Genomic DNA, 15804 nt, shown 5'->3' with positions numbered 1-15804 from the left:
GAGTTCAACAGCTCATTCTCAACAATCCTGTCAATAAGCTGACATCTTGGCGTAGGTTAATGGGGTAGAAATCTTGACTTATCAAGCTTCCAGCTTACTCGTCACCCCTTCAGACCCGCCACCCTAACGAGTGAGATCACTGAAGTAATCCCGAACTGGGATGGAAATTTCCTACTTTGTGGCGGCCCTCCGTGCCAAGGTTTTTCCATACGAGGCAAGCGCAATCCGGCAGATGGACGCAATCACGGACTCGAACATTTCTTCCGGCTGGTCAGAGAGCTTTCTCCAACAGTCTTTGTAATGGAAAACGTTATGGGCTTGGACTTCGAGCAGCATAACCCTCGGCTGACTGCGTTATTAGAAAGTGTCAAGCCGTGTGGATACGCTGTGACAAAGTGGAAACTTAATGCAGCCAACTATGGTGTTCCCCAATCCCGCTCAAGGGTGTTTTGGGTAGGAAGCCTCTTGGGGATTCCCGATTTGCCAGAGTCAACACTGAGTACCACGGTAAGAGATGCGATCGCGTCTCTTCCCCAATTCGAGGAATATCTCCAGCTATATGAGCAGGACGAATTTTCCCTCTCTCAGCTTGATGAATCAACTTACGCTACCCGACTGCGCGATCACTTTCCCCCACCACCAACTAAGAATTGCCTGATTCTAACTGGCTGTATGCTCATCAACCACTCAGCCGAGGTGCGGGAGCGATTTAGCAAACTAGGCCCCGGAGAAGTTGATTCAGTAAGCCGTTCTTATCGCCTCAAGTGGGAAGGACTAGCTAGAACTTTACTGGCTGGGGGAGACAGCGACCACGGGCGACACACGGCGGTTCGTCCCATTCACCCAGGAAAAGACCGAATGATTACCGTTCGGGAGGCTGCCCGACTCGCATCTTTTCCTGACTGGTTTGACTTTCATCCTACTAAATGGCGATCACTGATGCAAATCGGCAACGCTGTTCCTCCGCTGCTGGCAAATGCCGTTGGGTTATCCATTCAAAAGCTCTTCACTCCCCACGCCATGCAACTTTCTACTGTTCAACCCTTTCCACCGCCGCTAATTCCTTCTCCTTCTACTACTTGGCTTGACCCTTCAGAAATTATTCTGACAAGAGGCACTCAGTCCCGCGCCACTTTGGATTGGCATCAAATTGAACGTTATGCCTCTGCTATGCAGGAAGGTTCCTGGGAGTGGGAGCGCACCCCGTTGCCGATTGTGTATTGGGATGGTACCTACTACTATGCCTGTGATTGCCATCTGCGAGTACGAGCAGCACTCCAAGCGGGAACTGAGTTAATTTGTGTTGAGGTACGCTTTGGAACTGTTACTGAGGCAATTCTCAATAGCTGTGCCGCTAACTCCAGACACGATGCGCTGCCGCTGACACCGAAAGACCAACGCAAACGAATTGAACTTTTTCTAGAGGCTAGGGAACAGTTACCTGAATTTGATCCGCGCCGGAATTGGAGTGATTACGAAATTGCCGCGTACCTGCTAAGCGTTGATAAGGTGGGGCGAGATAACTCCTTCCGTCGCTCAGTCTCTAATATCCGTAAAGAAATTGAACTGTGTAGGAAAATTTCCTACTTTGGTCTTGAGCTAGGTGATCGCGTAGAGGTGGTTTATCCCGAAAACAGCAAACCCATAGACGGGCTAATAGTCGGGTCAACAGGAACCGTATCTGAACTCAAGCCAAAGGCGGGAGGAGTAATAGTCAGGTGGGACAATTCTGAACTTCCTTGTCTTCCTGTCGATCCGGACTATCTCCAAAAAACCGACACGTTGGCTCCGACTCCGGTAAAACAGGTTTCCAATACGTCGAACGAGCAGGACGGAGCAACCTCCCCGTCCACACTCCCTCCACAAGAAGATAGTCGAGGGCGTACCACCATAGCCACAGAAATAGCAATCGGAATCAAGCAGCTCATGGCTACTGAATTAGCCTGGATTTTTAGCGTAGTGAAAAACGACTTGTCAGAAGAGCAGAAACTGGCAATTTTGTCTGAAATTGCCCCCGAACTTCTCAAGCAGAAGGAGCAGTAATCTAGCGATCGCATGGGAACTCCTTAGCCCTAATCTCTTTGAGTTCAAGCTCACTCCAAAGGGAGCCGTCGTCTTTAGTCAACACTTGAGCCAACTTAGCTAACTCCTCATCGGTGGGGGGTTCTCCAGAGCTTATCGCCTCCAGCCTATCGGGTTCTAGTTCAGCAACTTCTGCTAACTTCTCGATTGCTAGTTGTCCTTGGTTTTGAGTACGGTTCCTTGAATCCAGGGCGAGCAGAGTAGTAATGGTGGGTTCTCTTTCTCCCAAGATATAACGTCCTGTCGTTGGGTCAAGAAACTCAGCCCCTATATCAAACAGCTCGTCTTCAGCGAACGGTTTCCCAGTTATAGGATGTTTGACGAACTTTAATGCAGCGATCGCAACCACTGTATTGTGAGCCGGAATCCGTTTGCCACGTTCGAGTTCGCTCATCATGTCACGGCTAACAGTGTAGTTTCCGTCATCGAGAAGCCCAGTTAGCCTTTCAATATCCCGTACTGTCCAGGCACGCTCAACTCGCGCCTGCTTAATCACTCCTCCTAGTATTTTTATCCCACGCTTAGTCCAGAATTTAGCCAATTGAAACTGGCTTGCCCAATACAGTTATTGTTACAGCAACAATTATGGCTCTGCCGTGGACTGGATTTGACTAATCAATTTGTCGAATTTTTCCGACAAAAGGCTTGTCGAATTTTTCCGACAAACTTATAGTGAGAAGCAGCAACTGAATTCCTTGTCTTGTCACAAGTAAATTCAGTGTCTACCCAACCTGACCCAGTTTCACTGTTTTTGGAGAAGCGATGCCTGTAGTAAACAAGGCGATCGCTACCCCACCCAAGGTCAAACCCAGTAAGTATCTAGGAGAAAAGCCATGTCCGCCCAACTGTTGATCGCCCCGGAAGTAAGTCTCCCTCCAACCCTGCCTGCCCAACTCCCGCCGCCTTTATTCCAGCTCTCACAAATTTTGAAGTTTGGCAAAGTCCCTGCGGGTGATTTTGGACGTGTTGTAGGAATTGTCTATGCGGCTGGTGCTACGGTACAGGCTACTGGATATCATTACCTGCTCTTTTTAGACGAGCAGAGCAAGTCAAGGCGGGAGTTGGGAATAAGAGCCGATTGGATTTTCGAGGAGGATGCCTCTCTGGTAGCGCAAGAACTGCCCTCAACTAAACCAAACGAAAGGGAGCCTCAGCAAGGAAATGGCTCACAACAGCAGGAGGACTAGCTGATGTACCCGACTCCGTACCAGTGGGCATTACTCGAAACGTATAAGCAATATCCAATACCCCTTTCTCCTCTCCAGTTTTTGCAAATTTATGATGGATTGTCTTATGGAGAGTTGGCGGTTATCTTAGGTTTGTCAGTTAGTAGTGTCGAGCATTTTTTGTGCGATCGCACTTCGAGTGGTTATCGGCAGTGTGCGGAAAAACACTGCCGGACTTTAGCAGAAATTCATGTCCTTTGGAAGCATTCAGCTCAACTAACACCAGAGCGAATTCAGGCTTGGTGTCAAGAACCTTAAAAAGCTGTTGATAAAAAATAGCAAAAACCTGTTGCGATAATAGGCAAAGCCTCCCGCCCTAGAAGTGCTCTAGCTCGGCGGGAGGCTTTGCCTTTCTTACTATAGTTAATCGCATATAGCAATCCCTAAATTCAAAATCCTGTAACCGTAACAGGAAGCTCTTAAGTAGCAATTTTCTCAAATCAGATAGCTTTATTGTTGTTTTAGAGCTGAGGAAATGAGGGAGTTGCCTGAATTACCTTTTTCTAAAACCCGAAGACTAAGGGGCTTCAATCTTAAAGCAGTTAGTGAAAGCGACTTACGAATCCCTCAAAAAAGATAATCTCCACGCAAAGGTGCAAAGTAAGAATTTTTGGTGGTAGGTGCTTGCTCTTCTTCTTTTATTCTTTAAGCTGAAAAGGACACAGAAATTATGCCCTCTAGCCGTACCTCTAAAAATCAGCCAGCCAAAAGCGAGTCGGCTACCGTCAGTGTTTTGGATAACAGAGGTAACGTACTGCCACCCTCAATGCAGATGGTGGCAATCGTTAAGATTAGCTTGCCGTCTTCTCAGCCCCGACGGGATTTCAATCCTGAGAAGATGGAGCAGCTTATCGAGTCAGTGAGGATACACGGCATCCTGGAAAATCTCATTGTTCGCCCTATCCCCAAGTCTGAGGAGCAGTATGAATTGGTGGCGGGAGAAAGACGATATCGTGCAGCGGTTGCAGCCGGTTTGACAGAAGTGCCTGTGACGATTCGCGTACTGACGGATGAGCAGGCGCTTGCCCTGACCTTAGTAGAGAATCTCACTAGGGAGGATTTGAATTGCATTGATGAAACTGAAGGCATATTACAACTGCTGGCACTCAATCTCAAGTTAAAGACACAAGAAGTAATTGCTTTGCTGTATCGGATGATGGACGAGTCGAAAGGAAAAGTGAAAGGCAAGGCACAAAAAGCTCCCCAAAACGTTTTGGGGAATGAACAAAAAACTGTGGTAGAGACAGTGTTTGCCGAACTAGGGAAGTTAACCTGGGAGTCTTTTGTTTCCAGCCGTCTGCCGCTATTGAAACTTCCCTCGGAGATTTTGGTCAAGGTCAGAGATGGGAAAATTACCTATACCAAAGCCGTTGCGATCGCACGGGTAAAAGACAGTAGAGAACGTACTACCTTACTAGAAGATGCAATGGGTCTCGACTTATCCCTAACTCAAATTAAACAACGCATCCAAGCCAAGAACAAAGACGGCTCCTCCCCATCTCCCAGAGCAATGATTAGTGATGTCAGCCGTAGAATCCAAGCCTCGAAAATCTGGGAACACCCTCACAAGTGGGAGAAAGTGCAGGCACTGTTGTCCCAGCTATCAGCCTTAGTCGGATAGTAAGAAAGCAACAGGAGCCTCAAAGATAGCCGGGAACGAGAAGAAGCCACCCAGCTTTCAGCCGCCGAGTGGCAGTAGGTTAAAGTTTATCTGTGTCCTTTAGGGGGGATTGAGTGAGCTGGTGCTGGTCAGAGAGATTAGCCATCGCCTGAGCGTGAAAATCAATAGCCGGCCGTGCCTTTTTCTCCTTATCCTGCTGATCGTAAATTTTCGATTGCATCAGCCGCGAATGCTGCATCATCCAAGCTGCGCCCTCCAATTCTGCCTCAGAGGCTCCTGAGTCCTTCAAGAAAGTGACATACATTTTACGAAGTTCCTTGGGGGTAACCGGGATACCAATACGCTCTTCAAAAATATTCACGATGCGCTCACGCCAATCCTGAGCATTCAAGGGTTTGTACGAAATTAGGCCACGAAAAAAAAAGCTATGTTCAACTTTCTGATGAACTTCACGTCCCGAAGTTAACCAGCGTTCGATGTACGAATAAAGAGTTTTTCCATTCGGGAATTTAAAGTTAGGTACTTCCGCGTTCCAAGTCCCATAAATTTTGCCAGTTTTGTAGTCATCTCTTGTCAGATCAATATACCATCTGGCATCTTGGCGACTTGACATTTTCTCAACAGGAATAATGTCTTCCCCCGCACGACGACCGTAGATAAAGGTTCGCCCGATTTCTAATTGGTAGTAATTGCGCGAACGGGTGGGAGGCAGAACCATCATTAGCGCTAGAGATAAGAATCGCTGCAAGTTATTGGCGGCACTTCGGGCAGGACATTTCTGATAAATCGTCCCGTCAGGGTTGTATCGGCATTGGGGATTTTTATCGGGAACAAGAGACTGTAGAAATAGTAGAACTTCCCAAGCATTTTCCCAAGTAGTACTTTTATTTTTGTGAGGAACAGACGGCGGGCTATTTTTAGCTTCTTTATTAAGTTCCTTGGAAATTTTATTGAGTTGCCGCCAAGCCGGAATATCTGTATCCTCACTAAAAGCGTCCGTCCCGATATCCTTGCGGAAAACGAATTTAGCAACAGTCATCCAAACATTAAGAGAAATTTTCCTAGAATTAGGATGACCTCCCTGGAACTCCAGATAGTCTCTAGCCAGTTGTGCCGTTTTGCGAGCCTTAGATTCGGCGGACTGTTGGGTCGTTGCCTTCTTGAAGAGATAATTGTTGAAATCTTCTTTGTTTTCCTCAGATAAGGGAGCTGACTCCAGCTTTAATTCTAAATTATCATCTATCGATGACTCCAAGAGATAGTAGGCAACTATTGAAGTTAGCCGGAGTTCGTCTAACGGAATGCCTTTATAACGATGAAGCCAGCCGAGAAATTGATAAATCTGCTCAAACTCTTTTTCAAGAGAGCCAGGAGAGCAAGCTGGGGTACGCCACTTTTTGAAGTCTTCTAAATCAGAATCTAAAGCTGGATTTATGCGATCATCGGGGTAGATCAGCTCACCTTGATTTGGCTTCCTACTGTAACGCGCCATCAATGTAAATGGCTTCTTCTTTGATTGGCCATGACGGATTTTTTGACGCCTTCCTTCTCCTCTTCGATTCCGCCGCTTTTTTGGTTCTTCTCCCTTTTGTGACTTCGACTCATATGAGAAGTATCCCCACTCTCTAGCTTGCTCAACGAACATCTTCATTGGTGAGCGATAATGGCGGCGTTTGTTTTGTTGAATTTCTCGCTCATCGAAAACACCTTCCATGATGGATAAAGCATTTTCTAGCTGCTCTAGGGTGGCTTGCTTAAAATGTTCAATTCCTAGATTCATTTCTTCGTTAGTCGCTCTTTTTCCTTTTGGTGTATTTCCTCCAATACCGGGGACGAAATAGCTAACTATCACACTTCTCAAATTCGATGCTGAACTAACGTCTAAGGTGGCTTTATATTTCTCGTAAATTTCCCAGACTGATGTTTGATAAATCATGAGCTTCTCCTTCATCTTAAATAGAATATGTGCATGAACAAAACACAATATTTTGGGTGAACTCTTCAAAGATATTCATCTTACTATTCAAACATTTTATAATAAAGATAAACCCCACCACTAGCGATGGCGATATTCTTTATTTTTGGAAATCTCTTGATTTGTCAAGCTTCTAGCGCTTATTGTTTGATAAAAATGTTTGACAGATATCAAACATCTTTTTTTGAGTGGTTTATGCACATTAACTAAACAAGTTTCATTTAAAGCTTTAGCTGGCTCGAATGATATCAAACAAAGAAAAAGCAACCAAACAAACACAAGAACATAAAAATTGGTTTATGCGCTTATTCACAGCCCTTGTACCTTAGTGCTTTTACTAGATTAAAATCCTTAAGACAGGCGCAACAAATCCAATTCTTTTATTTCCATTAGCCTCAACTCTTTTCAATCCTTCTGGCTAAAGTAAGTATCATTTCATAGCAAGTTTTGTCAGCTATCAATCTTGCCAGGAATTCTGAAGGTTTCAGATTAATGCTAGCAGCTATAGAAACCAATTTGGTAAAGCTTTCCCAATCAAGAGACAATCCACTCTGTTGCTCAAACTTACTAGCACAATCAGTATCTACAGGATTGAGTCTGCCTCTAAATGTTCGTTCAATGACTTCTGATCGAGAAATATTGTACTCTAGAGCTAACGCCTCCAATGTTTTAAGAACAGTAGTAGTCAGTGAAGCATTGAAAGATTTTTTGATTTCGTTTTCGTAGCAAATAGCTTTGTTTCGTTGGCGCTTCCCACCTCCTTTAGGCTGAGCTGAATATTCAGGAGCTTTTCCTCTTCGATACCCAGTTGGAATTGATATTTTTTTGATTCCTGGTTCGTTCTTGTTAGATTTTTTCGCCATTTTTTACGGGGGTGCAAACATTTTGGCAATGAAAGGATGTATTTGTCAATTGAGTGTTCTTGGTGCGATCGCGCTCGAATATCGATTTACTAGATGCATTACAAATATTTGCTAATAACCACGAACTGCATCCTTAGAATCATCAAGGGTTTTTGGGATTGCAACAATTTTACGATAAATGAAATTGACTAATTTTACAACAAATAAAATTGCCCAATTTTACGATGAATGAAATTGTTTCAAGTCTTGAAAGCAGAACAAACGACTTTAAACGACTTTAAACGACTTTCCTTTTAAGAGATATTCAAAAACTTACCTAGATGCGAGATACAATCGCTATAATTGGAAGACGTTTGGTTCAGGGTCATGAACAGAATAATCAAATCGCCACAATCATTAAGGGTAGATAAAAAACATATACCGACGGTTAAAAAAGCGTGTGTGGATAGTGGCTTTTGGAATCAGATTGCTTTAGCTGAGGCAGCGGGATGCGTGCAAAGTACTATTGGTCGATTTTTAAGTGGTAAGCCTATTAAACAGAACACATTTATTAAAATCTGTGACAGATTGGGGCTGAACTGGGAAGATATCATGCATCGTCAAGATGACATGCCCAAAACTTCGCCCGAAACTTCGTTAGAGTCAAATCAAACAGTCCACAAACCTCAACTTAACTGGCATCAGATCTGCCACGGCGTACATAAAGAGCAGCGTCGTAGGCGGCTTTTCAGTTGCCAAGTGATTGAAAGAAATTTGGGCAATAAGTGTTCGGGAGTGTACGTGCCGTTGGGAGTGGTTAAGCCGAAACTCGCATCTGACCCAGAAAAGCATTTTTCACGCGATGATTTTTTGAAACGGATTGTCAAACAACGAACCAACTTAGCAATTGTTGGGAACTTCGGCACCGGGAAATCCACATGGCTAGAGCAAATTGCGCTTCATGTAGCTGAAGAAAAAATTGGTTTCCCCATCTGCATACCTGCATCGGCTTTACGAGAGAAAACTCTTAAAGATTATCTTTTGACTGATTGGTTAGAGGAAGCCTTACCTTTCCTAAACCCTGGCGCTGATCAAGTATCAGATATTGAGAAGGCGGAACTCCGCAAACTCTTCAGGACTCGTAAAGTTTTGCTATTGGTGGATGCAATAGATGAGATGTCTGTATCAGCAGAGTCCGATTCTCCTGTAAAGGCGTTCGCTAAGCAACTCATCGGCTGGCTATCAAATGTACGAATCGTACTCACCTGTCAGTCCAATATTTGGCAGAGGGGTAACTTTGCCTTGCCAAATTTTGAGACTTATCACACTGTCGATTTTGATGACAAACAGATTAACCAGTTTATGAGTTTGTGGTTTGAAAAATCTGGAAACAAAGGGTTGGGAGAATGGTTGCTATATAAATTATCTGAATCCAAGATAAAACCGATGCAGGATTTGGGAAAAAATCCTTTTTTCTTGTCAATAATCTGTGGTATTTGGCTACTCAGTCCAGAAGATTTCCCAAAATCAAAAGCCAAATTCTATGGGAAATTTATAGAGTACTTCTATAAATGGCAAGAATATAAGTTGCAAATAGATTGGAGTCAGCAACAGGAATTAAATGCATCTTTAGCCGAGCTAGCTTTAATAGCATTTGAAGATAGTTCGGCGCTTAAAGAGACCCAAATTCTCAAGATTTTGGGTAAAACATTATTTGAAAAAGTTTGTACGGTTGGCTGGCTGGTTCAGGTAGCGAAAGATTCTCAAACTAACGAACCTGTTTATGCTTTCTTGCATTTCTCATTTCAGGAACTTTTTGCCGCAAAGGCGATCGCAAAAAATTACGACTGGCATTTTTTCCTGCATCATGTTCCGGGCAACCCCTCGGAAGGTAGCTATCGTATATTCGATCCTAAGTGGTGGAATATCTATGTTTTTTGGATGGGAGAACCATCTGTAACTAGCGCCTCGAAGTCAGCTCTCTTGGGGGCGTTAGTAGCATTTGAGGATAAATCTGGATTTAGTTTTTATCGATGGCGAGCCTACTGTATTGCAGCAGAAGGCTTGCCAGAATTTAAAGATTGTCCTCCTTTTTTAGCTGATGAAATTGTCGGCATGATTGTTAAATTGAGTATAGGTGTCATTGAAGCGGAACAGCCGTTGACACGGTTACATCCCTCAATTGTTGCATCAGCTCAAACTGCCTTGTTCGGGACTGATGCCAAACGAGCTGTAGATTTTCTGGTCTCCAACCTCAGCCTCTTTGTTGAGGACGAATACTTACAAAAAGATATTGCTGAAATTTTGGGAGAAATTGGAGTTTGCCATCCGAAAGCTATTCAAGCTTTGAGCCAACTGCTCCTAAGAAATCCTAATAAAAAAACAAACATGATCTGGGTAAACTGCTTAGCGAAAATTGGTATCGGCGATTCTAATGCTATCTACACTCTCACCGAATTATTTCACCAAAGCTCTGACGAGCCTACTCGCTTAGAAATTGCTAAAAAATTAATTCAAATTGACCCATATAGCGAGTGTGCGATTGCCTTCTTACTCGATCAAAATTTATCGAAGTCTTATCTCTTATCTCTTATCTATATTAAATGGATTTAATAACCAGATAGTCACTAACACCCTTATCCAACGTCTTGACGATGCAACTGATGACTCAATTCGCTTAAAATTTGCTAAGCTTCTATCCTTAATCAATCCTGAAGAAGCTTTATCTTATCTCCAAGAATTATTAGATAAACCAGAAGAAGAAATTCGTTTAGAAGCAGCTTGTACTTTGCAAGAAATCTCGCCAAACCATCCTCAAGTTATACCAACTCTGGATAATTTACTGACGACTTGTCAAAATAATTTGCTGGTTTATCGAGCAGCTATGAGGCTAGAAAGCATTAAACCAGGCTTAAGGAATGTTCAAAAAGCTATCAATAAACTACTCAATAGTAAAGATACTTCTATAGTTTTAAAAACGGCTAAACGGTGGTTTGAGATTAAGGCTAACCCTTATCCACTAGTCGATATATTGCTTAAGATAGTAGGTGGCAGCGAAAACCGATATGAGCGGGAAGAGGCGGCTCGTACTTTGCTAAAAATGTCAGCGAACGATCAAAATGTTACTAAGTCAATAATCGAATTATTTTATAAACAACCAGATGAGGAAACGCACCGAGTAGTTGCTTGGTATTTAGGGGAGATTATTCCAGCTAGCTCTGAGACTATTAGAGTTTTAATTGAATGCTTATCCTCTCCCATTGCCGAAAGTGTTCAACGGCAAGCTATCGTTAGCTTAGGGCAAGTTGGTGAAAACAATTGGGATGCTGTTAATGCTTTAATTGGTTTTTTACAAAGCCCAGTCGATGAAGAATTGCGAAGGGAGGCTCTTCAAAGTTTAGGAAAAATTGGTTTTAATAATTTAAATGCTATCGAAGCTTTTAAGAATTTACTTGATAAAACAAAGGATGAAGAAAAGTTTTTCCTAGCTACCTATACTTTGAGTCAAACTAGTACAAGTACAGACAAATTGAAAGCTATTCAGGCACTAAAGGAATTGATTTATTCTAGTCGATACTTAACAATAAAGTTCCAGGCAGCAATAGCTTTGTGGCAGCAATTCCCCGGTAATATAAATATCCTTAAAATATTAATTCTGTTGCTCCTTGATGACCAAGGAGATCCTAATAGTTTTCGCATACATAAGAGCACCAAATATGGTTCGCTTCAGGAAACTATTGCTAAGTGTTTGAAAACATGGGTTCTCACTGAGCAGCTCCCGATAATAATTAACACTATCCAGCGCTACAAATCTACGCAGAATGTAGGAAGTCTTGCTTTGTATAATCTATATGGATATAGTATTATTTGGTACTACGCTCAAAATCTTCCTTACGACAAATTCTATCAAGCTTGTAGAGGTGAGTGATTTTTTGGAAGGGATTCTCCGGTTAAATTTAATCAGTTCCTTTTTGTTCTAATGCCATCCGAGTGTGCCTAAACTCGAAACTTACAAGTTCCTCTAACAAAGCGATCGCACTCAAGGGATGATGTCAATTGATTAGCAAGGCACCGATGCCAGCTTGATCATGTCTAGTTGAATTGCTTAGATGCCTATTGCTTGGACTGGGAGGGATGCAGTCCCCACAGGGCGAATGGGAACGACAAGTGATCGCACAGGACACACGGCAGCTAGATTTATCTATCCAAAATTTCTAGAATTATCACCGTCTGGGAAGCCGCACAACTTTCCAACTTTCCCAATTGGTTCTAATTCGACCTAACTTTAGGGTGGGGTTACAGACAAGTGGGCGAAGCTGTCCCGCCACTACTGGTGTATGCCGTAGTCAAGCAAATTTTAACAACAGCACCATTCAACCAATTTCAACAGCAACGAGCAGGGGGTCAAACCATGAGCAGTTCGCTAATTGCCTGACTCTGTTGGCTTGCTGGCGAGCGTGGAACGTAACAACAGCCCTGCACAAGGTATGGTACTATATCTCTAAAATCTTGTTTTTACTCTACTAGAATCTAGTATACTAGATGCCAGAATCTTCTCGCAAGACAACAGTTTTAGCCATCTCCTGCCTGAGTGGTGGGTCGGGGAAATCCACCACTGTGCTGAACTTAGCTACTATGCTTTCGGAAAAAGGGAAAACCCTTGTGGTGGACTTTGACCCTCAAGGAAATTTGTCTCAATGGTTGGGATGGAGCGATTTATCAGAGTCGGCGACCATTGCGGAAACCATTCTGCCGGATACTGATCGCATCAAAATAACGGACATTATCAAACGCCCCACCAACGAAAACCGTTCTGGGCGCTTACTATTAGCCCCCTCTGACTACAGTTTGTCCAGAGCAGCCGACGCGATCGCAATGGAGCCGGGGCGCGAACGCTTCCTGAAACGAGCGTTAAAACCAGTTCTTGGTGACTATGACTTTATCGTCATCGACTCCCCACCCTCCAAAGGCATTTTGACTTACAACGCCATTCTGGCAGCAGATTTCTTGGTTATCCCCACCGAATGTACTAATAAGGGTGTGATGGGGGCTGTCAGTACCGTGGTACTCGTCAAAGAGCTAGAAGAGCTTGACTTCAATGTCCCCAAAGTTTTAGGAATTGTGCCAACCCGCGACCAGTGGGCAGGAGCCAATCAAACCCGAATGTCTAAAGCGGCGATCGCTGCCTTGAAAGAAGTTCTACCAGATATCCATATTTTCAGTTCAGTCCGCCAAAGCACAACAGTTCAGCATACTAACCACGTAGGTTGGTCGTTGTTGGAAGCTGGAGAACGAACGCTGGCGAAGGCTTATATAGAAGTTGTCTATGCGTTGATGAAAGCAGTGAATGTCCATGTCTAGTCCTAAAAAGAAACTTTCCACAGGGCCAATTCGGATTGATGCTCCAGTTGCCAAACGGGTAGCCCTTCCAGAAGAAGGTGGGGCGAACAGCCTTCATCCTACGGAAACAGAAAGCTCTAGTCAGATACTAGAAAATAGAAAACAAGATTCTCAAATACCAGAAACTAGTAATCTAGAATCTAGTAATCCAGATTCTAGTAGAGAAGAAAATAGTAATCAACAAGCAACACGGGGTCGCGGAGCTACTCAACAGGAGCCAGAGCTAGAGATTGAAGAATATAGAAGGGTAGATTCTTCTATTTCACCTAGAATTACTGAATCTGGCATACCCGAATCTGGCATACCTGAATCTGGCATACCTGAATCTGGCATTACCTTTCCTGAATACAAGAAGGTAGCAATGAGGCTGTCAGTTGAAGCCGTAGAAAGTTTGAGACAGCTACGTGCTACTACAGGAGTGCCCTACGAGATTTTGGTAGATGTGATGATTCGCAATTGGGAGAATCTTCCCAAGCGCACACAGGCAGCTTATTTGCAGCAGGCTAAACAAGTCAGAGTAGAAAGACTCATTGCTGGTCAGGAGAAGACGGTGAAAACAATGAGGGCGAAATATTTGGAGCCGTGAATTGAGCTAGTGCATCAAGGCAAAAGTTTCTGATGGTGCAGAAGATATTGAGATATTTGTCAAGGACTATTGTGTAAACCTGTTGTGGCGACAGGAAAGGGTGGTGTTATCAGAGATACGGAGGCATTGTTGGATCTAGAACTGATTTAGAAGCTAGCCGGGTAGAACGTTGAGCAGCTCTTCTTTTGAGTCGAAATCTTCACTCTTCGAGCGCTCAACAAAAGTCCGGTCAAGCTCGTCCTCTCAGATTGAGAGGAATCAGTTGCGACAACCGCTCTCTGACACGAACAAGCTCATGACATCCATTTCTAGCTTCAGTATCACTCAAGTCCCCCTGCTCAACCTACTACAGGATATTAAATCGGGCAAAATCCAGGTTGCAGACTTTCAGCGTTCCTGGTGCTGGGATGAGGAACGCATCACACGGTTGATCGCCAGTGTCTCCCTCGGCTTCCCTGTGGGAGCAATTATGCTCGTTGAGCAAGACAACTCAGATGTAAAGTTCAAACCGCGCTTGGTTGAAGACCTAGAGCATCCGCCCGTCCCAACCGCTTTAATTTTGGACGGACTGCAACGCCTCACCACTCTGTTCATGTCCTTGCTATCCGACCAGCCCGTGCAGATTGACCGAGGCAAGCGTTACCCACCAGAGAAACACTGGTACTACATCAAGATTGCCGAAGCCCTCAAATACCCCCCCAACAAGCGCCACGAGGCGATCATGGGCTTCAGTGTTGATGAAGCGCTCTACCGAGATGGAGAAATTTTAGTTGACTCCCAGACGCGGGAAATAGAAGCTGATCTCAGTTTATTTCCACTGTTCCAGGTTTTTAACTTCCCTGAGTGGCGATCGCACTACTGCAAGTCTTGGCAAGACAACCCCCAAAAATTAGCAATGATTGATGAGTTTGAAGCGACCGTCATTAAAAACTTCGAGCAGTATCAGATGGGGGTGTTCTTCTTGAGCGCCGAACTGCCTAAAGAGTCTATTTACTACATTTTCGAGGAAAATAACAAACGACACAGCCAAGCGACAGAATTTGATTGGTTAACCGCTTCCTTTGCTGCCAAGGGCTTCGACTTGCGCTCGGACTGGATAGCTAGAGAAAAGCGATTGAATTCTCATCCAGTTTTGCGGCAGTTAAGATCAATGGATTTTTTACAGGCGATCGCGTTGATGGCTAACTATACGCAACGAGCACAAGTGCCGTCGCCTGGAAGTCATCCCCAAGAGCTAGCGAAAGTAGCGCGTAGTCGGGATGTCTTGCGTTTGGAGTTGGCGGAATATCAGCAGTGGGCAGAACCGCTCAGTGTTGCCTTTGAGCAAATGGCTCGTTTTCTCAATAACCAAGCCATCTATGAGCCAAATGATCTTCCTTATCCCATGCAGCTTGTGGTCATGGCTCCTTTGTTTACGATTTTAGGAGAGCAAGTGAAGCTCAATTGGGTGTACCAACGCTTAAAACAGTGGTTTTATTGTGCGATTGTGTCGGGGAGTTATTCCCGTTTACGCGAAGCGGTTGCCACGAAGGATTTGCTCGAAGTCGCTGAATGGATAAATGGTGGCGAAGTGCCATCAATTGTAAGAGAAGCGCATCTGTCAGCAGAACAGTTGCAAAGTATCGTCAATGCGGGCAGCCCCATCTACAGAACGCTGACGGCTTTCTTAAGATGTGATGTGGCCTTAGATTTCGTCACGGCTGAACCAATTCCTCGGAGTCTTCGTTCCGACCAGAAGATTGAGAACCACCACATCTTCCCTCAACAGTGGTGTAAGCAACAAGGGATTCCCCCCTCAAGGTACAACAGCATCGTTAACAGGACACCCCTAACAGCCTAGACGAATAACTGGCTAGGGGGAGTAGCGCCATCCGAGTACTTGACCTATTTAGAAGGACACGGAATGTCGGGGCAGAGGATTGAGGAGATTTTGCGATCGCACCTGATTGAGCCGGCAACCTGAAGGGGTGACGAGTAAGCTGGAAGCTTGATAAGTCAAGATTTCTACCCCATTAACCTACGCCAAGATGTCAGCTTATTGACAGGATTGTTGAGAATGAGCTGTTGAACTC

Annotated in this window: 13 protein-coding genes; 10 read left to right on the top strand and 3 right to left on the bottom strand. The window is 44.3% G+C overall.

Features of this window, described 5'->3' with window-relative positions; genetic code table 11:
• The first annotated feature begins 135 nt into the window (after window positions 1–135).
• Window positions 136–2043 (top strand): DNA cytosine methyltransferase, encoded by a 1908-nt coding sequence (locus H6F98_RS15235; protein WP_192219555.1) that lies wholly within the window; start codon window positions 136–138, stop codon window positions 2041–2043.
• A 1-nt stretch (window position 2044) separates the two neighbouring features.
• Here H6F98_RS15235 and H6F98_RS15230 read toward each other — a convergent pair whose 3' ends face one another.
• The gene (locus H6F98_RS15230) at window positions 2045–2578 is read right to left on the bottom strand and encodes a helix-turn-helix transcriptional regulator (protein ID WP_192219554.1); all 534 of its coding nucleotides are present in this window, start codon (window positions 2576–2578) and stop codon (window positions 2045–2047) included.
• A gap of 337 nt (window positions 2579–2915) precedes the next feature.
• On the opposite strand from H6F98_RS15230, the gene H6F98_RS15225 reads away from it, so the two are divergent.
• The 3 genes from H6F98_RS15225 (at window position 2916) to H6F98_RS15215 (ending at window position 4929) form a co-directional block, all read left to right on the top strand.
• Window positions 2916–3269 carry a hypothetical protein gene (locus H6F98_RS15225; RefSeq protein WP_192219553.1) on the top strand — a complete coding sequence of 118 codons (354 nt, stop codon included), beginning with the start codon at window positions 2916–2918 and terminating at the stop codon, window positions 3267–3269.
• A gap of 3 nt (window positions 3270–3272) precedes the next feature.
• Window positions 3273–3566, top strand: coding sequence for a hypothetical protein (locus H6F98_RS15220; RefSeq protein ID WP_192219552.1), 294 nt, complete (start codon window positions 3273–3275; stop codon window positions 3564–3566).
• 412 nt (window positions 3567–3978) lie between these two features.
• Entirely contained in the window at window positions 3979–4929 is a 951-nt protein-coding gene (locus H6F98_RS15215) for a ParB/RepB/Spo0J family partition protein (protein WP_192219551.1), read from the top strand.
• Between the two features lie 79 nt (window positions 4930–5008).
• Here the strand turns inward: H6F98_RS15215 and H6F98_RS15210 are convergent, their stop codons facing one another.
• Entirely contained in the window at window positions 5009–6934 is a 1926-nt protein-coding gene (locus H6F98_RS15210) for a hypothetical protein (RefSeq protein ID WP_192219550.1), read from the bottom strand.
• A 365-nt stretch (window positions 6935–7299) separates the two neighbouring features.
• Entirely contained in the window at window positions 7300–7767 is a 468-nt protein-coding gene (locus H6F98_RS15205; RefSeq protein ID WP_192219549.1) for a hypothetical protein, read from the bottom strand.
• Between the two features lie 366 nt (window positions 7768–8133).
• On the opposite strand from H6F98_RS15205, the gene H6F98_RS15200 reads away from it, so the two are divergent.
• The 6 genes from H6F98_RS15200 to H6F98_RS15175 all read left to right on the top strand — a co-directional run bounded on the left by H6F98_RS15200 (window position 8134) and on the right by H6F98_RS15175 (window position 15572).
• Complete coding sequence (locus H6F98_RS15200; RefSeq protein ID WP_192219548.1) at window positions 8134–10359, top strand: HEAT repeat domain-containing protein; 2226 nt, start codon at window positions 8134–8136, stop codon at window positions 10357–10359.
• Complete coding sequence (locus H6F98_RS15195; RefSeq protein ID WP_192219547.1) at window positions 10289–11674, top strand: HEAT repeat domain-containing protein; 1386 nt, start codon at window positions 10289–10291, stop codon at window positions 11672–11674. The genes H6F98_RS15200 and H6F98_RS15195 overlap by 71 nt, the downstream gene beginning before the upstream one ends.
• A 378-nt stretch (window positions 11675–12052) precedes the next feature.
• A complete protein-coding gene (locus H6F98_RS34095) occupies window positions 12053–12181 on the top strand; it encodes a hypothetical protein (protein ID WP_277927586.1) in 129 nt (42 codons plus the stop codon).
• 107 nt (window positions 12182–12288) lie between these two features.
• Window positions 12289–13107 carry a ParA family protein gene (locus H6F98_RS15185; RefSeq protein WP_192219545.1) on the top strand — a complete coding sequence of 273 codons (819 nt, stop codon included), beginning with the start codon at window positions 12289–12291 and terminating at the stop codon, window positions 13105–13107.
• Complete coding sequence (locus H6F98_RS15180) at window positions 13100–13732, top strand: hypothetical protein (protein WP_192219544.1); 633 nt, start codon at window positions 13100–13102, stop codon at window positions 13730–13732. Before H6F98_RS15185 ends, H6F98_RS15180 begins: the two co-directional genes overlap by 8 nt.
• Before the next feature lie 295 nt (window positions 13733–14027).
• Window positions 14028–15572, top strand: coding sequence for a DUF262 domain-containing protein (locus tag H6F98_RS15175; RefSeq protein WP_192219543.1), 1545 nt, complete (start codon window positions 14028–14030; stop codon window positions 15570–15572).
• Window positions 15573–15804: the final 232 nt, after the last annotated feature.

Origin of the sequence: Microcoleus sp. FACHB-SPT15 (assembly GCF_014849525.1) — a bacterium.
Lineage (GTDB): Bacteria > Cyanobacteriota > Cyanobacteriia > Cyanobacteriales > Coleofasciculaceae > Symplocastrum > Symplocastrum torsivum.
Note: the sequence above shows the minus strand (reverse complement) of the source record. Positions and strands in the feature narration are given on the sequence as shown.